This window comes from Nonomuraea ceibae (assembly GCF_019396325.1).
Taxonomy (GTDB): Bacteria; Actinomycetota; Actinomycetes; order Streptosporangiales; family Streptosporangiaceae; genus Nonomuraea; species Nonomuraea ceibae.
Map to the genome: position 1 here is coordinate 1 of NZ_JAHKRO010000001.1, position 22,050 is coordinate 22,050.

The following is a 22,050-nucleotide window of genomic DNA, read 5'->3' on the forward strand; positions in this document are numbered from 1 at the left end:
CCCCAACCAGGAGGCGGGCTTCTGCCAGGTAGGTCTGGGCCTGGCCCGGGCGCCCGCCGAGCCAGGCGGCCTCGGCGGCGTCCTTGAGCCGGCGCGCCCGGATGAGGGGGTCGGGGGTGAGCTCGGCCGCCCGAGCCAGCGCCGTGGCCGCGTCACCGTAGCCGCCCCGGGCCTGCGCCCGCCCGGCAGCGGCCGCGAGGGCGCCGGCCACGGACTCGTCCCGGCCCACGGCGGCGGCGGCCAGGTGCCAGGCCCGCCGGTCCCCGTCGACCAGCTCCGCCATCACCTCATGGGCCCGCCGCAGCTCACGGGCTCCGGCGGCGGCGTGCACGGCGGACCGCACCAGGGGGTGCCGGAACCGCACCACGGCCCCGGACACCACCACCAGCCCGGCCCGTTCGGCCTCGTGCAGCCCGGCCTCGTGCGTCCCGCGCTCACGGGCCCCGGCGAGCGCGTCCGCCGCCCCCAGCGCCGGCCCCAGGTCGCTCTCCAGGGAGGCCGCCAGCAGGACCCGCCGCGCCCCCTCCGAGAGCAGCGCCACCTGGTCGCCGAACAGCTGCTCGCCTCCGGGCAGCGGGTCCGGCAGCGGCGTCCGCCCGGCGAGCTGGTCGGCGGTCAGCACCGCGACCGCCTCGCCGAGCACGAGCGGGTTCCCGCCGGTGAGCGCCACGAGCCGCGACCGCACCCCCGGCGCCACCTCGGCCCGCGCGTCCAGCAGGGCGTCGGCGCTCTCGGCGTCGAGCCCGTCCACCCGCAGCTCGGGCACCCCTTTGACGGGCGCGTCCCCGCGTACGGCCAGCACCATCCCGACCCGTTCGGTACGCAGCCGCCTGGCCGCGAACAGCAGCGCGTCGGCCGACGCCCGGTCCACCCACTGGAAGTCGTCCACCACGCAGATCAGCCCGCTGTCGGCCGCCGCCTCGACGAGCAGCGAGAGCACCCCCGCCGACACCAGGAACCGGTCCTGGCTGGGCGCCGCCATCCCGAACGCCCCGGCGACGGCGTCACGCTGCGGCCCCGGGAGCGCGTCGAGCAGCCCGATCACCGGCCACACGAGCTGGTGCAGCGCCGCGAACGCCAGATCCGCCTCCCCTTCGACGCCTCCGGCGCGCAGCACGGTCGCGCCTCCGGCCCGGGAGGCCGCCAGGTCGAGCAGGGCCGACTTGCCGACCCCCGCCGCCCCGCGCAGCACCAGCGCCCGTCCGTCTCCGGCCAGCGTCGATCCGATGAGCTCGTCGATCGCGGCAGTCTCCGCGGTTCTGCCGTACAGCATGCAGGTGACGATATAGGCCCCTGAACATGCGAAAAGCGCGCCCCCGGTTGTCGGGGGCGCGCTTCAGGCGCCGATCACGGCAGCTTGCGCGAGACCTCGTCCGCCTTGTCGGACGCCTTGGCGCCCGTGTGGCGCACGGTGTCCGCAGCCCTGTCGGACTTCTCGCCGACCCAGCGCGAGGCGTCGGAGGCGGAGTCCTTCATGTGCTCGGTCCACTGCTGGGCGTTGCGGCGGTAGACCATGTAGCCCACCGCCCCCACAGCCAGACCGGTGATCAGCGCGAGCATCGGCCAGCGCCGCGACTTCGGCCTCGCGGGATTCACCTTGTACGCGGCCGAGTTGAGCATCGAACTCACGGCCGGGGCGAGTTGGTCCTCGACCCGGTGCGCGGCGTTCTCTAGCCTTGGAGCAGCCCAGTAGCGGGCGTCTTCCACTCGCCGGTTGGCGACCAGTTTTGCCTGGTCGGCCATCGGCGCCATACTGCGGCCGGTCTTGACGGCCTGGGCCTTCATCCGGCCCATCCACGTGGTGGGAACTTCTATGGCCACGTGGCGCTTCCTCAGTGTCAGGGACACGTCTACCTCCCCTGTCGTTGGGGCCCCGCGCCTGACCTTCCCGGTACAAGGCGGCTCAATCATGACGGGGCGTGGGAGGATGGGCCCGAAGGCCGTACGGCCATAATCGTCAAATCACCACAAAACCAACCCGGTGCATAGAGGAAGGCCGCTGTCTCGTGGCTGAGAAGCTGATCGCAAACCTGCAGACCAATCACGGCAATATCAAGGTAGAGCTCTTCCCCAACAAGGCTCCCAAAACGGTCCGTAACTTCGTCGAGCTGGCCGAGGGCAAGCGCGAGTGGACCCACCCGGGCACCGGCGAGAAGAGCACCAACCGCTACTACGACGGCACGATCTTCCACCGTGTCATCCCCGACTTCATGATCCAGGGCGGCGACCCGCTGGGCCAGGGCACCGGCGGCCCCGGCTACGAGTTCGACGACGAGATCCACCCGGACCTGTTCGCCTTCAACCGCCCCTACCTGCTGGCCATGGCCAACGCGGGCGTCCGCTTCGGCAAGGGGACCAACGGGTCGCAGTTCTTCATCACCACGGTCAACACCACGCACCTCAACGGCAAGCACACCATCTTCGGCGAGGTGCTGGAGGGCCAGGACGTGGTCGACGCGATCTCCAAGGTCCGCACCGGCCGCAACAACAAGCCGGTCGAGGACGTCGTCCTGCAGAGCGTCACCATCGAGCGCGTCCAGGAGTAGAAGCGCCGACGCACGACCGGGCCGGGCATGGCAGGGGGGACGCGGCATGCCCGGCCAAGTCATAGGCTGCGGTCATGACCGCCCAGCCGCCCAGCACGCCTCCGCAGCCCGAGCAGCCCGCCGAGGCGGTGCCGACGTGTTTCCGCCATCCCGATCGTGAGACGTGGGTGCGCTGCCAGCGCTGCGAGCGGCCCATCTGCCCTGACTGCATGCGGGATGCCGCGGTCGGGTTCCAGTGCCCGGAGTGCGTCGCCGAGGGCAACCGGGGGATCCGGCAGGCGAGGTCGACGTTCGGCGGGGCGGTGGTGCGCACGCCGTTCGTGACGTGGACGCTGCTGGCGGTCAACGTGCTGGTGTTCGGGGCGCAATACCTGACCGGAGACGCCGTCAGCGGCCTGCTGGCGATGAACCCCTACTGGGTGCTCGTCGACGGCGAGTATTACCGGCTGCTCAGCGCCGCGTTCGGGCACTTCGGCGTCTTCCACATCCTGTTCAACTGCTGGGCGCTCTACGTGACCGGGCCCTACCTGGAGCGGGCGTTCGGGCATGTCAGGTTCGTGGCGCTCTACCTGATCAGCGCGCTCGGCGGATCGGTGCTGGGGCTGTGGTTCGATTCGGCCAACACGTTCAGCATGGGCGCGTCCGGGGCGATCTTCGGCCTGTTCGGCGCCGTGTTCGTGGTCGGGCGCAGGCTGAACATGGACGTGCGCGGCATCATCGTGCTGCTCGTGATCAACCTGGCCATCACGTTCCTCGTGCCCGGCATCAGCTGGACCGGACACATCGGCGGGCTGATCACGGGGGCGGCGCTGGCCGCCGGGATGGCCTACGCCCCCGGGAACAACCGGACCCTGTGGCACGTGGTGACGATCGCGGGAGCGGTGGTGCTGCTCGCGGCGCTCGTCGTGGTGCGGGCGGTCACCCTCACCCTCTGAGCTCTGTCCCCAGGTGTGGAAAAGACTGTGGAAAGAACTAACGCCAGCGAGTGGAAAGCACCACACCGAAGATGATGAAAACAAACCCGATCAGCAGATTCCAGTTCTGCAGATCGCCGATGAAGGGCGCCTGAGGGGCCACGTAGTAGGTGGCGATCCACAGAATGCCGATGAGCCAGGCGGCGACCATCGTCGGCGCGAGCCAGCGCGGGCTGACCTTCACCTGCTGGGACTTCTGCGGCGGCGTGTAAACCGCCTTCTTGCGGGCCTTCGACTTGGGCACTGGGTTAACTCCTGCTGAGGGCCTGGGCTTCCGGATCGTCCGCAGGCTCTTCGTTAAGGGTAGCGGCCCCAGGATAGTCGCCACGCGCACGACATGGCGATCCCCAGGGTCACGGTTCGGACCTGCTTACTCTGGGCGGGTGCGGGCCTTGCTGCGGACCGTGGGGGAGCTGAGCGTCACCGCGGGCCTGATCCTGATGCTGTTCTGCGCCTACCTGCTCTGGGGTACGGGCGCGTACACGCAGAGCCAGCAGCTCCTGCTGCAGCGCGAGCTGGAGGAGCGCAACGCCGGCCGCCTGGCGAGGATCGAGCTGGGCGAGGCCGTGGCGTTGCTGCGCATCCCGAAGCTGGGCCGGGGCTATCGCTACGCGGTGGTGGAGGGGGTGGACGCCGAGCACCTGAAGAAGGGGCCGGGGCACGACCCGGCCAGCGCCCCGCCCGGCAAGGTGGGAAATTTCGTGGTCTCGGGGCATCGGACCACGTACGCGGCCCCGTTCAACCGCCTGGACGAGCTCGAACGCGACGACGAGATCATCGTCGAGGCCCGCGAGGCCCGCTACACCTACCGGGTGACCTCACAGGACATCGTGGAGCCCGACGAGGTCGAGGTGCTCGCCCCGGTGCCCGGCAAGCCCGACATCCGGCCCATCCGCGCCTTCATCACCCTGTCGACCTGCCACCCCGAATACTCAGCCGCCCAGCGGCTCATCGTGTACGGGGTGCTCAAGAAGACCGAGCTCAGGAAGGAGTGACGTGTACGGCTGGATCTGGCGCAAGCTGCCGGGCGGCACCGGCGCCAAGGCGGCCTGGGCCGTGGTGCTGAGCGCGGTCGCGGTCGCCGTACTCTGGTATGCCGTGTTTCCGCTCCTGGAGCCGGCGGTGACGCTCGACGAGGTGACCGTACGCCGATGACCCGTGTCCTCGTGGTGGACAACCACGACAGCTTCGTCCACAACATCGTCCAGTACCTCAAGGAACTGGGCGCCGAGTGCGACGTGCGCCCGCGCGACGAGGTGCGGGTGGCCGACGCCGACGGCTTCGACGGCGTCCTGATCAGCCCGGGGCCCGGCACGCCCGAGGCCGCCGGGGTGAGCGTCCCGCTCGTCCACCGGGCCCACCGCGACGCGCGGCCGCTGCTCGGCGTCTGCCTCGGCCACCAGGCCATCGCCCGCGCGTTCGGCGCCTCGGTCGGGCGGGCGCCCGAACCGGTGCACGGCCGGACCAGCGCCGTCGAGCACGACGGGCGCGGCGTGTTCGACGGGCTGCCCACGCCCGTGCGGATGACCCGCTACCACTCGCTGGCCGTGCTGCCGGGCACCGTCCCGGACGCGCTGGAGGTGACCGCCCGCACCGCCGACGGCGTCATCATGGGCCTGCGTCACCGCGAGGCGCCCATCGAGGGTGTCCAGTTCCACCCCGAATCCGTGCTTTCCGAGCACGGCCACCGGCTCCTTTTGAACTGGTTGCGTGGATTGGTGTAACGCACGCCGAACGCGGAGCGACATCCAGATGAGCGTCCCCGCCGTTGCCCCCGAGCGGCGGGGGCGCTTCTTTCATGCGGAAGGCCGCCACCCCGCGAACGGGATGGCGGCCTTCGGCGCGCCTGGTCAGCCGTTGAGGCCGCCGTCGAGCGGACCGTCGTCACCCGGAGGCTCGTCCTCCGACGGGAACTCGTCCGTCGGCGTGTCGGTCGGCAGGCCGTCGGTCGGGAAGTCGTCCGTCGGCTCCTGCGTGGGCGTCGACACGTCCGGCCCCTCCGAGACCACGATCGTGACCGTCATCCTCGGCGCGAGCTTGGCGCCCTCGCCCGGGTTCTGCTGGATGACGGTGCCGGCCGCCTGCTCGCTCGGCTGCGGGACGCTCTTGACCTTGAAGCCCTCCGACTCCAGCAGCGCCTTGGCCTCCTGCTCGGTCATGCCGAGCACGCTGGGCACCGTGGCCAGCTCCTTGGGGATGAAGAGCTTGACCGTGCCGCCCTTCTCCACTTCCGCGCCGGCCTTCGGGTCGGTCTGGAAGACCTTGCCCTGCGCCTTGGTGGACGCCCTGGGCTCGACCACGCCCTTGAGCCCGAGCTCGCTGAGCATCTGGTTGGCCTCGTCGACGCTCATGCCCACGAGCCCGTCGGGCACCGCGACCTTCTCCGTGCCCTTCGACACGTACAGCGTGACGGTGGCGCCCTCGTCGACCTTGGTGCCGGCGGCCGGGTCGGTCTTGATGACCGTGCCCTTGTCGAACTCGGCGCTGAACTCCTCGACCACCTTGGGCGTGAGCTTGGCGCTCTTCACCTGGGCCTCGGCGTACTCCTGCTCGGTCGAGACCAGCTCCGGCACCGCGATCTGGGAGTCGGCCGGGGTTTCGCTGCCGCCGCCGCTCAGCACCACGTAGCCGATGGTGATGAACGCGCCGATGATCAGCAGCGGGATGATGATCCACAGAGCCGTCTTGACCGCGCTGCCGCCGCCACCGCTGTTGGCCCGGCGCCGGCCGCGACCGCCGCCGCCACCGCCCTCGTCGTACTCGTAGGGCGGGACCGTGCCGGTGCGCTGCGTCGCCGGACCCTGCGCGGCCTGGGTGGCCGTCATCATGCGGGTGCCCTGGCCGTAGTTGCCCGTCATCGCCATCGTCTGCGCGTCGACCGGCATGCCGGACATCGCGCGCTGGATGTCGGCCCGCATCTCGCCCGCGCTCTGATAGCGGTGGGCGGGGTCCTTGGCCATGGCCTTGAGCACGATCGCGTCGGCCCACGCGGGGATCTCCGGGTCGATCTGCGACGGCGGGATCGGCTCCTCGCGCACGTGCTGGTAGGCGATCGCGACAGGGGAGTCGCCGGTGAACGGCGGCTGGCCCGTCAGCAGCTCGTAGAGCACGCACCCGGTGGAGTAGATGTCGCTGCGCGCGTCGACCCGCTCGCCGCGGGCCTGCTCCGGCGACAGATACTGGGCGGTCCCTATCACCTGCGCGGTCTGCGTCATCGTCGCGGCCGAGTCGGCCATCGCGCGGGCGATGCCGAAGTCCATCACCTTGACGTCGCCGGCCCGGGTGATCATCACGTTGGCCGGCTTGATGTCGCGGTGCACGATGCCGCCGCGGTGGCTGTAGTCGAGGGCGCGCAGGATGCCGTCGACCAGCTCGACCGCGCGCTCGGGAAGCAGCCGGCGGTCGGCGCGCAGCAGGTCGCGCAGCGTCCGCCCGTCGACGTACTCCATGACGATGTAGGGCACGGGAGTGCCGTCCGTGACGTCCTCGCCCGTGTCGTAGACGGCCACGACCGCCGGGTGGTTCAGCGACGCCGCCGACTGCGCCTCACGGCGGAAACGGGCCTGGAAGGTGTGGTCACGAGCCAGATCCGACCGGAGGGTCTTGATCGCGACCACCCGGTCGAGCCGGATGTCCCGGGCGCGATACACCTCGGCCATGCCGCCGCGCCCGACGACACCGTCGAGCTCGTAACGACCTCCGAGTTGCCGAGGCTGAGTCATTTCCTGCACTGTCCCTTACCGTTCATCTTGGTGCCGGCCTGCGCGGGGGGCGGCCGCCGGTGTCCATCGTCGACCCGTTGGCACGTCACGTCTGCTCCTTCGTCGGGTTTGTCTCACCCGGGTCCGGTGTGGCCGACGTCGTCGGTGTCGGCGTGGGCGTCGGCGTCGGTGTGGGGGTCGGGGTTCGGGTGGTGGTCGGGGTCGGTTTCGGCGTCGGCGTCTTCGTCGGTGTTGCTGACTTGCTTACCGTAGCCGACCGCGAGGGTACCGGCTTCGTCGACTTCACCGTAACAACCGGGGGCCGCCGGGTCTCCTTCTTACCGGGCGACGGTTTCGGTTTCACCGGTGAGGCCGTCCGCGAGGCGGGCTCGGTGACCGGGGGCGGCGCCTGGACCGGGGCCCTGGCCGGGGTGAGCGCGAACGCGCCGATCCCCACCGCCGCCGCGCATCCGGCCCCCGCGACCAGCGCCAGCGCGCGGCTGCGCCGCCGCTTGGGGGCGCGCTCGTGCAGCACCGTCGACGGGCTCTCGCCCAGGCTGTCGGTGGTCCGCTCGTCCTCGGGGTCAGGCGGGCGCACCTTGAAGCCGGACGGGTCGGTCAGCATGCTCAGCTCCGCGCCGCCGTCGCCGCCGCCCGCCAGCGACTCGCGCAGCACGTACGCGCGGTCCGCGATCTCCAGCGCCGACCCGGGCCGCCGCGCCGGGTCCTTGGCCAGCAGCGCCATGACGAGCTCGCGCACCGGCGCGGGCACGTCGACGCCGAGCGGCGGCGGCGTCTCGTTCAGGTGCAGCAGCGCGATCGCCACCGCGCTGTCGGCCTGGAACGGGGTCCGGCCCGACAGGCACTCGTAGGCCACCACGCCCAGCGAGTAGAGGTCGGTCGCGGGCGTCAGCGGCAGGCCCTGCGCCTGCTCCGGGCTGACGTACTGGGCGGTGCCGAGCACGGTGCCGGTCTGCGTGACCGGCGCGGCCTCCAGCGCGCGGGCGATGCCGAAGTCGGTCACCTTGATGGCGCCCTCGGGCGTCACGAGCAGGTTGCCCGGCTTGACGTCGCGGTGGATGATCCCGGAGGCGTGCGCCGCGTGCAGCGCCCTGGCCGTCTGGTGCAGCACGTCGAGCGTCACCTCGGGGCCCAGCGAGCCGTTGCGCGCCAGGATGGCCGACAGCGGCTCGCCGTGCACCAGCTCCATCACCAGATAGGCGAGGTCGCTGTGCTCGCCGTAGTCGAAGATCTGGGCGATGCCGCTGTCGGCCAGGCCCGCGGTGATGCGCGCCTCGTTGCGGAAGCGCTCGCGGAAGGTGTGGTCGGCGTAGACGTGGCTGCGCAGCACCTTGACGGCGACCTCGCGGCCCAGCAGCTCGTCGCGGGCACGCCAGACCTCCCCCATGCCTCCGGTGGCGATGCGGGAGATCAGCAGATAGCGGTTACCGAGCCGCATGGTCCTGCACGTTACAGTCCCTCACTACTTCAGCACCGCCTCCATCACGGTCCGCGCGATCGGGGCGGCCGTGCCGCCGCCCGTCGCCTCGGCGCCGACCCTGGCGGCGCCGGACTCCACCAGCACCGCCATCGCGATCTGCGGGTCGTCGGCCGGCGCGAAGGAGATGAACCACGCGTGCGGCGCCTGCCCCTCAGCGGTCTCGGCCGTGCCGGTCTTGCCCGCTACTTGGACGCCTGAGACCTGAGCTTGGTTCGCGGTGCCGTTCTGCACGACGCTGACCATCATGTCGCGCAGCTTGCCCGCCGTCTCGGAACTGACCGCCTCGGTCAGCTCGTCGGGCTCGGCCTCGTCGATCGTGTCACCCTTGGCATCGGTGATCTTGTTCACGAGGTACGGCTTCATCACGGTGCCGTCGTTGGCGATGCCGGCCGCGATCATGGCCATCTGCAGCGGCGTCATCTGGTTGCTGCGCTGGCCGATCGAGGCCATGGCGACCGCCGACTGGTCCTCGCGGGGGCCGAAGTCGCTCTTGGCCACCGGCATCGGGACGCTGACGGGCACCCCCATGCCGAACCGCTCGGTCTGCTCGCGCATCTTGTCGTAGCCCAGGTCCATGCCCATCGAGCCGAACGGCGTGTTGCACGACCTCTCCAGCGCGTACACGAGCGTGACCTGGCCGGAGCCGCACGCCGCGCCGCCGTAGTTGGGCAGGCCGACCGTGGTGTTGGGCAGCTTGAGCACCTGCGGCGCGTCGACCACCGTCTGCCCGTCGCGGCTGGGGTCGTCCTCCAGGTACGCCGCCGCCGTCACGACCTTGAACGTCGAGCCGGGCGGGTAGGTGCGGTCGATGTTGCGGTTGAGCAGCGGCTGGTTCTTGTCCTTGGCGAGCTCGTCGTAGCGGGAGAACACCTGGCTCTTGTTGGTGCCGGACAGCTCGGCCGGGTCGTAGGTGGGCAGCGAGACCATCGCCAGGATCGCGCCGGTCTTCGGGTTGAGCGCGACCACGGCGCCGCGCTTGCCGCTCTGCCGCAGCGCGTCGTAGGCGGCCTGCTGGGCCTTCGGGTTGATCGTCAGGTCGACGTTCGCGCCGCGCGTCGGCTCGCCGGTGAACAGGTCGATGCCGCGCTGGAGCAGCAGGTCGGCGCTGGAGCCGTCGAGCAGGTCGTTGCGGTAGTGCTCGATGCCCGACTCGCTCTCGGGCGAGAAGAAGCCGGTCACGTGCGCGTACAGCTTGGCCTCGGGATACTGCCTGACGAACTTGAACTCGTTGCTGTCGGTCTCCTTCGACTGGGCGAGGATGACCTTGCCGCCCGTCGTGATGCGACCGCGCTGCACCGCGTAGCGCTCGTAGAAGTTGCGGGTGTTGCGGGCGTCGTCGCTCAGGTCCTTGGCGTTGACCGCCTGCAGCACGTTCACGTTGATCATCAGCAGCGCGAACATGGCCAGGCAAGCTACGGCCGCTCGCTTGATCGTTCCGTTCATCGCTGGAACACCTGCGTCATTCCCTCGTTCTGGATCGCCTGGGGCGGGGGGCGCCGAGCGGCATCAGACATGCGTACCAGGAGCGCGATAAGGATCCAGTTAGCCAGCAACGCCGAGCCACCCTGCGACATGAACGGGGTGACGAGGCCGGTCAGCGGGATGAGGTTGGTCACGCCGCCGACGATGATGAAGACCTGCCAGGCCAGCAGGAACGACAGGCCGCCGGCGAGCAGCTTGGAGAACGGGTCGCGGGCCGCGAGCGAGGTGCGCAGGCCGCGCTCGACCAGCAGCGCGTAGAGCATCAGCAGCGCCATCAGGCCGGTCAGGCCCAGCTCCTCGCCGGTGGCGGCGAAGATGAAGTCGGAGAAGGCCAGCGGGATCAGCTCCGGGTGGCCCTGGCCGAGGCCGGTGCCGAGGATGCCGCCCGAGCCCATGGCGAACAGGCCCTGCATGAGCTGCTCGCTGCCGCCGATCTTCTTGAAGAGCTCCGGGTCCTCGGGGTTGAGATAGACCTCGAACCGGGCCTGTACGTGGTCGAAGAGCATGCCGGCCAGCAGCGCGCCGCCGACGAAGAGCAGGATGCCGATGATGACCCAGGAGCTGCGCTGCGTGGCGATGTAGAGCATCACGATGAACGTGCCGAACAGCAGCAGCGACGAGCCCAGGTCCTTCTGCATGACCAGGATGCCCAGGCTGACGCCCCAGGTGATGAGCACCGGGCCGAGGTCGCGGGCACGCGGCAGGTCGATGAACAGCAGCCGCCGCCCGGCCAGGGCGAGCACGTCGCGCTTGGCCACCAGATAGCCGGCGAAGAACACGACCAGCGCGAGCTTGGCGAACTCGGCGGGCTGGAGCTGGCCGAGGCCGGGGATGCCGATCCAGATCCGGGCGCCGTTGAGCTCCTGGCCGAGGCCCGGGGTGAGCGGCGAGACGAGCAGCAGCAGCCCGAGCGCGCCCGCGGTGTAGGTGAGCCGCTGGAGCGCGCGGTGGTCGCGCATGAAGATCAGGGTGACGCTGAACAGCACGACGCCGACCAGGGTCCACAGGATCTGCGAGTTGGGCGAGGCCAGCGTGGCCGACGGCAGCTTCGACGGCGACTCGGACAACCGGAAGATCATCACGAGCCCGAGCCCGTTGATGACCGTGACCAGCGGCAGGATCAGCGGATCGGCCCACGGGGCGAACTTGGCGAGCACGAGGTAGGCGGCCAGCATCAGCCCGCCCAGGCTCAGGCCGTAGGTCAGCATCCCCGACGGGATCTCCCCGTTCATCGCCAGGCCGACGTTCGCGTAGGCGCCCATGGTGATGGCGACCGCGAACGCGAGCATGACCAGCTGGGCCAGGCGACGCTTGGCGGGCATGGGGACGGGGGAAGCGGCCACTTCGCTCATTTATTGGGGTTTCGTCTTCGTCGGCGTGGTGGATGGCGACGTGGTCGCCTCGGGCGTGCTGGTGGCCTTCTGGTCGGAGAAGTCAAGGCTGTTGATCTTGGTGAGGCCCTCGGCGACGTTGGTGACCTCGATGCCGTCCCTTATGAGGGCCTGGTCCGGGGGGGACAGCTCCGACAGCGAACGGCCGGTGCGCTCGGCGACCTTGAAGAACTGCAGCGGCCCGACCTCCTGCTGGATGCCCTGGAACACGACCACCTCGTCGTCCCAGGCGCCGACGAAGAAGTGGTCCTGCGTGTACTGCCAGCCGAAGTAGCCGCCGACGCCCACGATCGCGGCCACGGAGACCACCGAGGCCAGCACGGGCCACACGCGGCGGCGGCGCGGCCGGCCGGCCGCCCTGGCGACCGGCTCGTCGAAGTCCTCGTCGTCACCGATCACCGGCTGGGGCGCGGTGGCCGCGCCCGCTCCGCCCGGCGAGGTCTCCTCCGCCATCAGGCGGTTCATGCCCGCCGCGCCGACCACCGCGGCCTCCGTCACCGGCTGCGGCTCGTCGCCGATCTCCAGCACGTCGGCGAGCACGCAGGTGATGTTGTCCGGCCCGCCGCCCCGGTTGGCCAGGTCGATGAGCTGGCGCACCACCTCTTCGGGATCGTCGAGGTTGGTCAGCGTGGCGTGCAGCGTCTCCGCGCTCACCACGCCGGACAGGCCGTCGGAGCAGAGCAGGTAGCGGTCGCCGACCTGGGCCTCGCGCAGCGTCAGGTCGGGGTCGACCTCGCCGCTGCCGTCGAGCGCGCGCAGCAGGATCGACCGCTGCGGGTGCGTCGCCGCCTCCTCGGGCGTGATGCGGCCGTCGTCGACGAGCTGCTGCACCAGCGTGTGATCGTGGGTGATCTGGTAGAGCTCCCCGCGTCTGAGCAGGTAGGCGCGCGAGTCGCCGACGTGCACCAGCGCGACCTGGGTGCCGTTCCACAGCATGGCCGTGAGCGTGGTGCCCATGCCTTTGAGGCTGGGATCGCGACCCACCATCTCGTGCAGCTTGCGATTGGCGTCGCGGACGGCCGCCTCGATGGCGTTGAGCAGGTCACCCCCCTGCTGGGCCTCTTCGAGAGAGGCCATGGCGGCGATGGCGACGGAGCTCGCCACCTCGCCGTGTGCGTGCCCGCCCATGCCGTCGGCGACGGCGAGCAGGCGGCCGCTGGCGTACGCCGAGTCCTCGTTCCCTTCGCGGAGGAGGCCGACGTCCGAGCGGGCGGCGTAGCGGAGTGCGATGGTCATTTGCGCAATTCAATGACTGTCTTGCCGACGCGGATCGGAACACCGAGCGGCACCGGGGTCGGACGGGTGACTTTCGAGCGGTCGAGATACGTGCCGTTGGTTGAGCCGAGATCTTCCACGATCCACTGACCGTCCTGAGGGAAGAGCCGGGCATGGCGGCTGGATGCGTAGTCATCGCTGACGACCAGCGTCGCGTCGTTGGCCCGGCCAATGGTGATGGGCGTCTCCGTGAGGTTAATGGTGGTGCCTTGCAGTGGGCCACCTGTCACGATGAGCTGGCGTGGCTCGCCCTTCTTGCTCTTGGGCTTTGCCATGGGTTTGGCGGGTTTGACCCCCTTGCGCGGGCCGGCGGGAGCAGTGCGTGATCCGAACAAGTCCGTCCGGATCACGCCGACTGCGGCAATGACGAAGAACCACAGCACCGCCAGGAAAGCGAGCCGGATCAGCAGCAGCGTGAGCTCGGACATGGACCGTTTGTCTACCCCTAATCGCGCCGGAACACCAGAGTCGTACGCCCCAACGTCACTCGCGTGCCGTTCTGGAGCTCGATTCTGCGTACCGGCTGGCCATTGACGAAAGTGCCGTTCGTCGATCCGAGATCGACGAGGACGACCTGCTGACCCTCGACGCGCAACTCCGCGTGGTGACGCGAGACGCCGGGGTCGACGAGACGAAGGTCGCAGTCGGTGCCGCGGCCCAGCAAGGTCACCGGAGTGGTGAGCTCGTAGGAGCGGTCGCCCTGCGGGTCGTCCTGGGTGGAGACGAGCAGCCGGGGCCGCCCGCCGAAAGCGTTGGGCCGCGACGGGGGCAGGTCGCTCGCCGGCTGGCGGATCTCGTCCTGCTCGACGGTCGCGCCACGGATGACGCCGGACCTGATGCGGAACAGTCCCACCGCCAGATCGCCGGCAGTCTCGAATCGGACCCGGACCGGTCCCACGAAGGAGTAGCCCTGCTCCTTGGCGTACTCCCTGGCGAGGTTGGCCAGCTCGTGGCTGATGCTGTCGGCGTACACCTCAAGCCGCTCGCTGTCGGTCGTCGACAGCTCAACCACGAAGTCGTTGGGCACGAGAGTGCGACCCTGGGCGACGATCGCCGCCCGCTCGTCCATCTCCCGCTGCACCGCGCTGGCGACCTCGACCGGCTGAAGGTCAGATTTGAACGCCCGCGCAAAGGCCCCCTCAACCAAGCCTTCGAGCCGTCGCTCGAAGCGCTGAAGGACTCCCACCGGGTACCTCCCTTCCTCCGTGCATATGATCGCGGCCCCCAGACGCTCGTGGCGCCCGGTCTCCGCTCGTCCCACGGTCACGGCGATCCTGGCGCTCGTCGGCTGTCGCGCCCTGCTCATCCGCTCCCGTGTCTTATGCGATCGTATCCGGGTTCAGTACCAGTGGCTGTTCCGTGCTACTGTTTCTCCGCACCCACAAGGGCGGGTGGCGGAACGGCAGACGCGCACGGTTCAGGTCCGTGTGTCCGAAAGGACGTGAGGGTTCAAATCCCTCCTCGCCCACTTCGGTCTCACCGATGAAATCGGCAGACCCACACTGACGAAAGACAGCCCCGGTTGGCAAGAGCCGGGGCTACTTCTTTCTCACAGGCTGCCTGGCGCGGCCGCCTCCCGCAGGGATGACGCTAGATCTCCCCACTTTCAGATCACTTTCGGATGACTTGCGTGATTTAACGCACATTTCCGTACGCGCGATGCCCGGCCCCGGGAAATCCGGGGCCGGGCATCGTCGGTCAGGCCGCCAGGGCCCTCGTGTCGAGAAGCTGGCCGAGCAGGTCCGTGAGACTCACCATGCCGATGACGGCGCCACCGGCCCCGGTGACCAGCGCCAGGTGCGCGCGGGCCTCCTGGAGCGCCGTGACGGCCTCGGGGACCTGTGTGACGCACTCCAGGCGCGGCACCGGCCTGGCGAGCTCGGCCGCCGTGCGTCCGGGCTCCAGAAGCGCGTCACGGGCGTGCAGGACCCCCTCCACGCCGGCCGGCCCGCTCACGAGCAGCCTCAGGTGACCGCTGCGGGCGGCCGCCTCACGGATCTCCGCGGTGCCGGCGGCCGGGGCCACCCCGACGACCTGGCCGATCGGCACCATCAGGCGCTCGATGCCCTCGGCCTCGAACCGCAGCGCCCGCGTCAGCAGGTCGTGCTCCTCGCGGTCGAGCAGGCCCATCCGGCCCGACTCGCCGACCAGCATGGCGAGCTGGCGCGGCGTCCTGGTGGTGGCCAGCTCGTCCCGGGTCTGGACGCCGAACAGGCGCAGCATGACGTTCGTCACGCCGTTCAGCGTCGACAGCAGCGGCCGCATCACCCAGGTGAACGCCCGGAACGGCAGCGTCAGCAGCAGCGCCGCCCGCTCGGGATGGGTCAGCGCCCACGACTTGGGCGCCATCTCGCCCACCACCATGTGCAGGAACGTGACCAGCGCCAGCGACAGCGTCAGCGCGATCGGCATCCGCAGCGCCTCCGGGATGCCGATGGTGGCGAAGACCGGCTCCAGGTAGTGCTCGATGGCCGGCTCGGTGACCTGGCCGAGCCCCAGCGTGCACAGCGTGATGCCGAGCTGGGCGCCGGCCAGCATGAGCGAGAGCTGGCGGCTGCCGCCCACGGCGGACCTGGCGGCGATCCTGACCAGGCGGTTGCCGCCGCCCGCCATCTCCTCCAGCCGGTGCCGGCGCGAGGAGACGAAGGCGAACTCGGCGGCCACGAACAGCGCGTTGAAGGCCAGCAGCGCGAGGCTGACGAGAATCATCGTCATCGGGCCGCCTCCGCGTGCCGGACCGGGGCCAGGCGCACCCATTCGGGCACCCGGCGGTTGATCGACATCACGGTCAGCTCGGCCAGGGGCGGCTCGGCGTCCTCGGCGAACGGGTCGAGCTCGGGGACGATCTCGACCGTCACCGTGTCGCCCGCCTCCGGCATCCGGCCGAGCTTGGCCAGGATGAGCCCGCCGAGCGTGTCGTAGTCGTCGCTCTCGGGCAGCGCGACGCCGGTGGCGCGCTCGACCTCGTCCAGCCGGAGCCGTCCGGGCACGTCCCAGACGCCTTCGGCCTGCGCGACCGCGCCGACCGGGTCGGGGTCGTTCTCGTCGACGAGCTCGCCGACCAGCTCCTCGGCCAGGTCCTCGACGGTGACGACGCCCGCGAGGCCGCCGTACTCGTCGATGACGCAGGCGATGTCGTCCTTGGCCACCCGCATGCGGTCGAGCACGGCCGGCAGCGGCAGCGAGTCGGGGACCAGCAGCGGCGGGCGCGTGATGGCCGCGACGCGGCCCTCGTCGAGCCCGGAGGCGAGCAGCTCGCGCACGCCCGTCACGCCGAGCACGTCGCCGTCGGCGCCGAGCACCGGGTAGCGGGAGTGCCCGCACTCGCGCATGGTCTCCACGAGGTCGGAGATCGGCTGGGAGGAGCGCAACACGACCACCCGCGGGCGCGGCACCATGATCTCCTCAGCCGTGTGGTCGCCGAACTCCAGCGCCCGTTCGAGCAGCTCCGACAGGCGCGGCGGCAGCTCGCCGGCCTCGGTCGACTCCTCGATGATGCGCGAGAGCTCCTCGGGCGTGGCGCCCTGCTCCACTTCTTCGACCGGCTCGATGCCGACCTTCCTGAGCAGGCCGGTGGCCGCCGAGTCGAACAGCCGGATGACCGGGCCGACGACGGCCAGGTAGGCGAGGGTGGAGCCGGCCAGGAACTTGGCGACCGGCTCCGGCCTGGCGATGCCGAGGTTCTTGGGGGCGAGCTCGCCGAGCACCATCTGCACGATGGTCGCCACGAACACGCCGATGGCCACCGACAGGCCGGTGATCAGGCCGTCGGACAGCCCGGCCTCGGTGAGCCAGGGACGTACGAGGACCGCGATGGCGGGCTCGGCCAGGAAGCCGACCAGCAGCGCGGTGACGGTGATGCCGAGCTGCGCGCCCGACAGCATGAAGGACAGGCGGGAGGTGACCCGGAGCGCCTTTTCGGCGGCCGGGTCGCCGGCGGCGGCCTGCTCGCGCAGGACGCCCCGGTCGGCGGCGACGAAGGCGAACTCCTGGGCGACGAAGTAGCCGGTCGCGGCTGTGAGCAGGAAGAGGGCCAGAAGGCCCATATAGGCGCTCACCGTTGCGAGCTCTCAGGGGTACCCGTGCTCGTGCACGGGCCAATACTCCATGAGTCCGGAGCGGACACGATCTTCCCTTCGATAGAGGTCGTCCACAAACCTAACGACCGTGATGGCCGCTGTGTTTCCGGAGGGTCCGGGGAGCGCGTTCCGCGTACTTTTCCGTAGGAATTCCTTGGCGAGAAGTCTGCACTGGTAAGGCGATCGACGTAGCGTCTATGTCAAGCGAAGGGAAGAAGAAACCACGTGTCTGAGGACGACCGGACGCGGGCCATGCGCTCGCCGGGTGACGGCCGCCCGCTGCCTCCCCGCCATGACGACGGGCTGCGCGCGGCGGGGGCGCCGGCGCATCCGCAGCCGCAGGGGCGGCCGATCCCGGGCGCCGCCGAGGCGACCAGGATCAACCCCCCGCCGCAGGGCGAGCCCCGCAAGGGCGCCTCGCGGGTCTACGGCAAGCAGCGCTCGGGCAACAGCCCGATCAGGCCGCTCCGCAGCGGCGGTGGCGGTGACGGCGGCGGTGGGGCCGCCGCGCAGAGCCCGGCGGGGCCGAGGCGGCCGAGGAGGCCGCGCGGGCGTCTGATCGCCGGGATCATCGGCGCGTTCGTGGTGGTGCTGCTCGTCGGGGCCGCCGGGATGCTGTTCTGGATCGACGGCCGGCTGGCCGGCATCGACGGCGTGCTCGACGACTACGAGGGCCGCCCGGCCGACACGCCGGGCACCAACTGGCTGCTGGTCGGCTCCGACAGCCGCAAGGGCCTGACCGCCGCCCAGCGCCGCAAGCTCGCCACCGGCCGCAGCGCGGGCCAGCGCACCGACTCGATGATGCTGCTGCACCTGCCCGAGGGCAGCGACCGGCCCACGCTGGTCAGCCTGCCCCGCGACTCGGCCGTCACCATCCCCGGCCAGGGCCGCAACAAGCTCAACGCCGCCTACGCGATCGGCGGGCCCAGGATGCTCGTGCGGACCGTCGAGACCGTCACCGGCCTGCGCGTCGACAACTACATGGAGATCGGGTTCGCCGGCTTCGTGGACATCGTCGACGCCGTCGGCGGCGTGGAGATCAACGTACGCGCCGCCGTCAACGACCCGAAGGCGGGGCTGAAGCTCAAGAAGGGCACCCAGACGCTCACCGGCGGCCAGGCGCTCGGCTACGTCCGCACCCGCAAGGGCGGCGCGCTGCCCGACTTCGAGCGGACCAAGCGGCAGCGCCAGTTCCTCAGCGCGGTGGTCAAGAAGGCCGCCAGCCCCGGGGTGCTGATCAACCCGTTCACCTCGATCCCGCTGGCGGTCAGCGCCACCGACGCGGTCGAGGTCGACTCCGGCACCGGCGTGTTCGACATGCTGTCGCTGGGGCTGGCGATGGGCGACAGCCCCGTGACGACGGTGGTGCCGTTCGGCGGCAGCGAGATCGCGGGCGGCGGCACCGCCGTCAAGTGGGACCGGACCAAGGCGCTGGCGCTGTTCGACGCGCTCAAGGCGGACAAGCCGGTCCCTCAGGACGTCATCGACGCGAACTGACGGGTCAGCTCGCCGCCACGACGGCGCTCGTGGCGGCGGTGACCGCGATGGCCGCGTGGATCGCGGTGATCGTCTGGGCCACGGCCTCGGCCGCCCAGGTGCCCTCGGCGATCTCCTTGACCCGCGCCTTGTCGGCTCCGGGGAACGCCTTGCGGTCGAGCTTGGCGGCGTGCATGACGGCGATGAGCACGGCGGTGCGCGCCGTCGGGTCGGCGCCGCCGAGCGCGGAGGCGACGCGCTCGCGGACCTCCGCCTCGGTCCGGCCGTCGACCTCGGGCCAGCGGGTCGTGGGGAACAGCCCGAGCACCTTGGCGGGCTCCTCGGCCAGCACGCCGGCCCGGGCGAGGCGGGTGAGCAGGCGGGCGCGCAGCTTGACCGACTGGAGCTTCTGCACCCACCAGGCGGCCTTGCGCTCCTTGCCTTCGGCGATCGCGGCGAGCACGGCGTCGAGCTCCTCGTCGCCGAGCGGCGTGGGGTCGACGAGCTGGACCTTCTTGCCGTCCAGCGTCACCCGCTCGTTGACGGCCAGCTCGGCGAGCAGGGCGCCGGCGAGCGCGGGGTCGAGCTGGGTGGAGGGGATGAGGGGCTTGCCGTCATCTTCCTTGTGGGCGAGAAGGAGGATTTCCTCCGCAATCGTCACTTTCATGCTTCGACACTAACGTTTCGGCCATGACTATCTCCGAGAAGTTGCACGCGATCGGCCGGCCGCTGCTGGACGCCCAGCTCGCCCACCCCACGGTGGTGGGCATCGGGCGCGGCGACCTGCCGGAGCCGGTGTTCAGGTCGTGGCTGGAGCAGGACTACCTGTTCCTGATGGACTACACGCGGGTGTTCGCCCGGCTGGCCTGGCAGGCGCCCGACGGGCACCTGGGCGATCTGGTCGACCTGGCGCACGCGACCTTCCACGAGGAGCTCGACCTGCACCGGTCGCTGTCGGCCGGGTTCGGGGCCGACCTGGAAGGGGCGCGCAAGGGCCCGGCGTGCGCGGCCTACACGGCGTTCCTGCTGGAGTCGGCGGGCTCGTACGCCGAAGGACTGGCCGCCCTCTATCCGTGCATGTGGGGGTATTCGACGCTGGGGCAGATCCTGGCCGAGAACCCGCCCGCCGAGCCGCGCTACCGCGCGTGGGTCGACACGTACGCCGATCCGGGGTTCGCGGCGCTGGCGGCCAGGATCGCGCAGATGATCGACGAGGCCGATCCCGACCCGGCTCGGGCGGAGGCGATGTTCACCGAGGGCATGGCCCACGAGCTGGCGTTCTGGGACGTGCCGTAGCCGTCCACAGCCTGTGGACGGGGATCGTACCCTGGTGGCATGCCGGAACTTCCCGAAGTCGAATCGCTCGCCGCGTTCCTGCGGGAGCGGGCGGTGGGCCGCGCCGTGCTGGGCGTCGACGTGGTGGCCATCCAGGCGCTCAAGACGTTCGACCCGCCGGTCACCGCGCTCGGCGGGCTGACCATCACGGGCGTGTCGAGGCACGGCAAGTTCCTCGACTTCGACTGTGACGGGCTGCACCTGGTCATCCACCTGGCCCGGGCGGGCTGGCTGCGCTGGCGTGACGACCTGTCGGGCGCCAAGCCGGTGCGTCCGGGCAAGGGCCCGCTGGCCGTACGGGTGCGGCTGGCGCCCGACGAGCTGGGCCTGGCGCCCGGGTTCGAGCTGACCGAGGCGGGGACGCAGAAGCGCTTGGCCGTCTATGTGGTGAAAAATCCGGACGAGGTGCCCGGCGTCGCCGCCCTCGGCCCCGACCCGCTCGCCGACACCTTCACCATCGACGCGCTCAAGGCCATCGTGGGCGGCAACCGCACCCAGATCAAGGGCCTGCTCCGCGACCAGAAGGTCATCGCCGGCATCGGCAACGCCTACTCCGACGAGGTGCTGCACGCCGCCCGGATGTCGCCGTTCAAGATCGCGTCGTCGCTGACCGACGCCCAGATCGCCGACCTGCACGAGGCCATCGTCACGACGTTGCACGAGGCCGTCGAGCGGGCGCGCGGGCTGGCCGCCAAGGACCTCAAGGCCGAGAAGAAGTCCGGGCTGCGCGTGCACAACCGCACCGGCCAGCCGTGCGACGTGTGCGGCGACACGATCCGCGAGGTGTCGTTCGCCGACTCCTCGCTGCAGTACTGCCCGACCTGCCAGACAGGCGGCAAGCCGCTGGCCGACCGCCGCCTGTCCAAGCTGCTGAAGTAGCTCACGCCTCCACGGGCACCGGGGTCCGGCGGCGCAGCCCGGAGGCCACCACGACGACCGACACCAGCGTGGCCAGCACCGGCACCACCAGGGCCGCGCGCACGGCGTCGATGCCGCTCGCGCCGCCGTCGAGCGCCGCCACGTTCACCACGGTCACCATCGAGATCCCGAGTGCCGCGCCGAACTGGAACGACGAGGTGATCAGCCCGCCGGCCAGCCCCTGCTCGTGCTCGGCGATGCCCTCCGTCGCCACGATGGTCACGGGCCCGTACACGAAGGCGAACATCAGCCCGATCAGCAGCATCGACGGCACCATCGCGGCGTAGGTCCAGTCCATCCCGACGCCGAGGAACATCGCGAAGGCGACCACCCCCGACAGCAGCCCGCCGAGGATCACCCGCGCGTTGCCGTAGCGGTTGACCAGCACCGGCGTGAGCGTCGGCGCGAGCAGCACGTCGGCGGCGGCGATGAGCAGCGCGAGCCCGGTCTGGATGGGCGTCCAGCCGCGCAGCTCCTGGAGGTAGAGGGTGACGAGGAACTGGAAGCCCATGAACGAGGCGGTGAGCAGGGTGGCGACCACGTTCGCGCGCACGAGCGAGGCCGACCTGAACACGCCGAGGCGGACCAGCGGGTCGGCCGAGCGGCGTTCGATCGCGGTGAACGCCGCCAGCAGCGCGAACGCGCCGGCGAACGCGGCGACGGTCCAGCCCCAGCCCTCGCCTGGGTGCTCCAGCCGTACGACGCCGTAGACCAGCAGCATCATGCCGCCGGTCATCGTGACCGCGCCCGGCACGTCGAAGCGGCCACCGGCGGGACGCGGGACGGCCGGCTCCTTGATCAGCACGACGGCGGCGAGCAGGATGGCGGCGGCCAGGATCACCGGCGCGAAGAACACCCAGCGCCAGCCCACCGCCGTGAGCAGGCCGCCGATGACCAGGCCGAGCGCGAACCCGGCGGCGCCCGTCCCGGCGTAGACGAGCAGCGCCTTGTTGCGCTGCCTGCCCTCGGCGAACGACGTGGTGATCAACGAGAGCCCGGCAGGGGTCATGAACCCGGCGGCCACCCCGGTCACGAACCTGGCGACCAGCAGCACCCAGCCCTCGTTCGCGAACCCGCCGAGCCCGGAGAACACCAGGAACACCGTCAGCCAGAACAGGAACATGCGCCGCCTGCCCAGCAGGTCGGCCGCCCGGCCGCCGAGCAGCGTGAAACCGCCGTAGCCGAGCACGTACGCGGTGACCACGCCGCTCAGCACGCTCGTGGACACGCCGAGGTCGGCGCGGATGGCGGGCAGGGCGACGTTCAGCATGGCCACGTCGACGCCCTCAAGGAAGATCGTTCCGCACAGCACCAGCAGCACGCCCAGCGGGCGGCCTGTCAGCCGTTCGGATGCACGCATGATCAAACTCCA

General features: G+C 70.7%; 22 protein-coding genes and 1 tRNA gene. 9 read left to right on the forward strand and 14 right to left on the reverse strand.

Annotated features, from left to right (window positions below; genetic code table 11):
* On the reverse strand, positions 1-1,273 hold a 1,273-nt coding region (locus KME80_RS00005), incomplete at its 3' end, for an AAA family ATPase (RefSeq protein WP_219498453.1).
* 74 nt (positions 1,274-1,347) lie between these two features.
* On the reverse strand, positions 1,348-1,848 hold the full coding sequence (locus KME80_RS00010) for a hypothetical protein (protein ID WP_219498456.1): 501 nt from the start codon (positions 1,846-1,848) through the stop codon (positions 1,348-1,350).
* A gap of 158 nt (positions 1,849-2,006) precedes the next feature.
* Here KME80_RS00010 and KME80_RS00015 point away from each other — a divergent pair, with 158 nt between their 5' ends.
* Both KME80_RS00015 and KME80_RS00020 read left to right on the forward strand, forming a co-directional pair.
* Positions 2,007-2,546 carry a peptidylprolyl isomerase gene (locus tag KME80_RS00015; protein ID WP_308125554.1) on the forward strand — a complete coding sequence of 180 codons (540 nt, stop codon included), beginning with the start codon at positions 2,007-2,009 and terminating at the stop codon, positions 2,544-2,546.
* Between the two features lie 74 nt (positions 2,547-2,620).
* Complete coding sequence (locus KME80_RS00020; RefSeq protein ID WP_219498457.1) at positions 2,621-3,481, forward strand: rhomboid family intramembrane serine protease; 861 nt, start codon at positions 2,621-2,623, stop codon at positions 3,479-3,481.
* 37 nt (positions 3,482-3,518) lie between these two features.
* Here KME80_RS00020 and KME80_RS00025 read toward each other — a convergent pair whose 3' ends face one another.
* Complete coding sequence (locus KME80_RS00025) at positions 3,519-3,764, reverse strand: cell division protein CrgA (protein ID WP_219498459.1); 246 nt, start codon at positions 3,762-3,764, stop codon at positions 3,519-3,521.
* Positions 3,765-3,903: 139 nt separating this feature from the next.
* Between KME80_RS00025 and KME80_RS00030 the strand changes: the two genes are divergently transcribed.
* Genes KME80_RS00030 through KME80_RS00040 form a run of 3 tightly spaced genes read left to right on the forward strand, consistent with a single transcriptional unit; the run spans position 3,904 to position 5,244 of the window.
* Complete coding sequence (locus tag KME80_RS00030) at positions 3,904-4,515, forward strand: class E sortase (protein WP_219498461.1); 612 nt, start codon at positions 3,904-3,906, stop codon at positions 4,513-4,515.
* Between the two features lies 1 nt (position 4,516).
* A complete protein-coding gene (locus tag KME80_RS00035) occupies positions 4,517-4,675 on the forward strand; it encodes a hypothetical protein (protein WP_219498462.1) in 159 nt (52 codons plus the stop codon).
* Positions 4,672-5,244 (forward strand): anthranilate synthase component II, encoded by a 573-nt coding sequence (locus KME80_RS00040; protein WP_219498465.1) that lies wholly within the window; start codon positions 4,672-4,674, stop codon positions 5,242-5,244. The genes KME80_RS00035 and KME80_RS00040 overlap by 4 nt, the downstream gene beginning before the upstream one ends.
* Before the next feature lie 126 nt (positions 5,245-5,370).
* Here the strand turns inward: KME80_RS00040 and pknB are convergent, their stop codons facing one another.
* From pknB to KME80_RS00075, 7 genes are all read right to left on the reverse strand, one after another.
* On the reverse strand, positions 5,371-7,242 hold the full coding sequence (gene pknB, locus KME80_RS00045) for a Stk1 family PASTA domain-containing Ser/Thr kinase (RefSeq protein WP_219498467.1): 1,872 nt from the start codon (positions 7,240-7,242) through the stop codon (positions 5,371-5,373).
* An 85-nt stretch (positions 7,243-7,327) separates the two neighbouring features.
* Positions 7,328-8,680 carry a serine/threonine-protein kinase gene (locus KME80_RS00050; protein WP_219498470.1) on the reverse strand — a complete coding sequence of 451 codons (1,353 nt, stop codon included), beginning with the start codon at positions 8,678-8,680 and terminating at the stop codon, positions 7,328-7,330.
* A 24-nt stretch (positions 8,681-8,704) separates the two neighbouring features.
* The gene (locus tag KME80_RS00055) at positions 8,705-10,165 is read right to left on the reverse strand and encodes a peptidoglycan D,D-transpeptidase FtsI family protein (protein ID WP_219498473.1); all 1,461 of its coding nucleotides are present in this window, start codon (positions 10,163-10,165) and stop codon (positions 8,705-8,707) included.
* Positions 10,162-11,556: an FtsW/RodA/SpoVE family cell cycle protein gene (locus tag KME80_RS00060; protein WP_219498476.1), complete on the reverse strand. Its 1,395-nt coding sequence runs from the start codon at positions 11,554-11,556 to the stop codon at positions 10,162-10,164. The genes KME80_RS00055 and KME80_RS00060 overlap by 4 nt, the downstream gene beginning before the upstream one ends.
* Positions 11,557-12,831 carry a Stp1/IreP family PP2C-type Ser/Thr phosphatase gene (locus KME80_RS00065; RefSeq protein WP_219498479.1) on the reverse strand — a complete coding sequence of 425 codons (1,275 nt, stop codon included), beginning with the start codon at positions 12,829-12,831 and terminating at the stop codon, positions 11,557-11,559. It abuts the gene before it with no gap.
* A complete protein-coding gene (locus tag KME80_RS00070) occupies positions 12,828-13,298 on the reverse strand; it encodes an FHA domain-containing protein FhaB/FipA (RefSeq protein ID WP_219498481.1) in 471 nt (156 codons plus the stop codon). The genes KME80_RS00065 and KME80_RS00070 overlap by 4 nt, the downstream gene beginning before the upstream one ends.
* A gap of 17 nt (positions 13,299-13,315) precedes the next feature.
* The gene (locus KME80_RS00075; RefSeq protein ID WP_219498484.1) at positions 13,316-14,056 is read right to left on the reverse strand and encodes an FHA domain-containing protein; all 741 of its coding nucleotides are present in this window, start codon (positions 14,054-14,056) and stop codon (positions 13,316-13,318) included.
* 199 nt (positions 14,057-14,255) lie between these two features.
* On the opposite strand from KME80_RS00075, the gene KME80_RS00080 reads away from it, so the two are divergent.
* Positions 14,256-14,338, forward strand: a tRNA-Leu gene (locus KME80_RS00080).
* 230 nt (positions 14,339-14,568) lie between these two features.
* On the opposite strand, the gene KME80_RS00085 is transcribed toward KME80_RS00080, so the two are convergent.
* Both KME80_RS00085 and KME80_RS00090 read right to left on the reverse strand, forming a co-directional pair.
* A complete protein-coding gene (locus KME80_RS00085; protein ID WP_219498486.1) occupies positions 14,569-15,585 on the reverse strand; it encodes a hemolysin family protein in 1,017 nt (338 codons plus the stop codon).
* A complete protein-coding gene (locus KME80_RS00090; protein ID WP_246643583.1) occupies positions 15,582-16,916 on the reverse strand; it encodes a hemolysin family protein in 1,335 nt (444 codons plus the stop codon). The genes KME80_RS00085 and KME80_RS00090 overlap by 4 nt, the downstream gene beginning before the upstream one ends.
* A gap of 258 nt (positions 16,917-17,174) precedes the next feature.
* Between KME80_RS00090 and KME80_RS00095 the strand changes: the two genes are divergently transcribed.
* Positions 17,175-18,446 (forward strand): LCP family protein, encoded by a 1,272-nt coding sequence (locus tag KME80_RS00095; protein WP_308125555.1) that lies wholly within the window; start codon positions 17,175-17,177, stop codon positions 18,444-18,446.
* A gap of 4 nt (positions 18,447-18,450) precedes the next feature.
* Here the strand turns inward: KME80_RS00095 and KME80_RS00100 are convergent, their stop codons facing one another.
* Complete coding sequence (locus tag KME80_RS00100) at positions 18,451-19,092, reverse strand: GOLPH3/VPS74 family protein (protein WP_219498495.1); 642 nt, start codon at positions 19,090-19,092, stop codon at positions 18,451-18,453.
* Between the two features lie 23 nt (positions 19,093-19,115).
* Here KME80_RS00100 and KME80_RS00105 point away from each other — a divergent pair, with 23 nt between their 5' ends.
* Positions 19,116-19,721, forward strand: a complete 606-nt coding sequence (locus KME80_RS00105) for a TenA family protein (RefSeq protein ID WP_219498498.1) — start codon at positions 19,116-19,118, stop codon at positions 19,719-19,721.
* A gap of 39 nt (positions 19,722-19,760) precedes the next feature.
* Positions 19,761-20,639 (forward strand): Fpg/Nei family DNA glycosylase, encoded by an 879-nt coding sequence (locus tag KME80_RS00110; protein ID WP_219498501.1) that lies wholly within the window; start codon positions 19,761-19,763, stop codon positions 20,637-20,639.
* A 1-nt stretch (position 20,640) separates the two neighbouring features.
* On the opposite strand, the gene KME80_RS00115 is transcribed toward KME80_RS00110, so the two are convergent.
* Positions 20,641-22,038 carry an MFS transporter gene (locus KME80_RS00115; protein WP_219498503.1) on the reverse strand — a complete coding sequence of 466 codons (1,398 nt, stop codon included), beginning with the start codon at positions 22,036-22,038 and terminating at the stop codon, positions 20,641-20,643.
* Positions 22,039-22,050 lie beyond the last annotated feature (12 nt).

Coding starts and splice junctions, on each gene's coding strand:
- KME80_RS00090 (WP_246643583.1), bottom strand. CDS start 16,916: ATGGGCCTTCTGGCCCTCTTCCTGCTCACAGCCGCGACCGGCTACTTC.
- KME80_RS00050 (WP_219498470.1), bottom strand. CDS start 8,680: ATGCGGCTCGGTAACCGCTATCTGCTGATCTCCCGCATCGCCACCGGA.
- KME80_RS00070 (WP_219498481.1), bottom strand. CDS start 13,298: ATGTCCGAGCTCACGCTGCTGCTGATCCGGCTCGCTTTCCTGGCGGTG.
- KME80_RS00115 (WP_219498503.1), bottom strand. CDS start 22,038: ATGCGTGCATCCGAACGGCTGACAGGCCGCCCGCTGGGCGTGCTGCTG.
- KME80_RS00055 (WP_219498473.1), bottom strand. CDS start 10,165: ATGAACGGAACGATCAAGCGAGCGGCCGTAGCTTGCCTGGCCATGTTC.
- KME80_RS00100 (WP_219498495.1), bottom strand. CDS start 19,092: ATGAAAGTGACGATTGCGGAGGAAATCCTCCTTCTCGCCCACAAGGAA.
- KME80_RS00110 (WP_219498501.1), top strand. CDS start 19,761: ATGCCGGAACTTCCCGAAGTCGAATCGCTCGCCGCGTTCCTGCGGGAG.
- pknB (WP_219498467.1), bottom strand. CDS start 7,242: ATGACTCAGCCTCGGCAACTCGGAGGTCGTTACGAGCTCGACGGTGTC.
- KME80_RS00020 (WP_219498457.1), top strand. CDS start 2,621: ATGACCGCCCAGCCGCCCAGCACGCCTCCGCAGCCCGAGCAGCCCGCC.
- KME80_RS00105 (WP_219498498.1), top strand. CDS start 19,116: ATGACTATCTCCGAGAAGTTGCACGCGATCGGCCGGCCGCTGCTGGAC.
- KME80_RS00065 (WP_219498479.1), bottom strand. CDS start 12,831: ATGACCATCGCACTCCGCTACGCCGCCCGCTCGGACGTCGGCCTCCTC.
- KME80_RS00085 (WP_219498486.1), bottom strand. CDS start 15,585: ATGACGATGATTCTCGTCAGCCTCGCGCTGCTGGCCTTCAACGCGCTG.
- KME80_RS00060 (WP_219498476.1), bottom strand. CDS start 11,556: ATGAGCGAAGTGGCCGCTTCCCCCGTCCCCATGCCCGCCAAGCGTCGC.
- KME80_RS00040 (WP_219498465.1), top strand. CDS start 4,672: ATGACCCGTGTCCTCGTGGTGGACAACCACGACAGCTTCGTCCACAAC.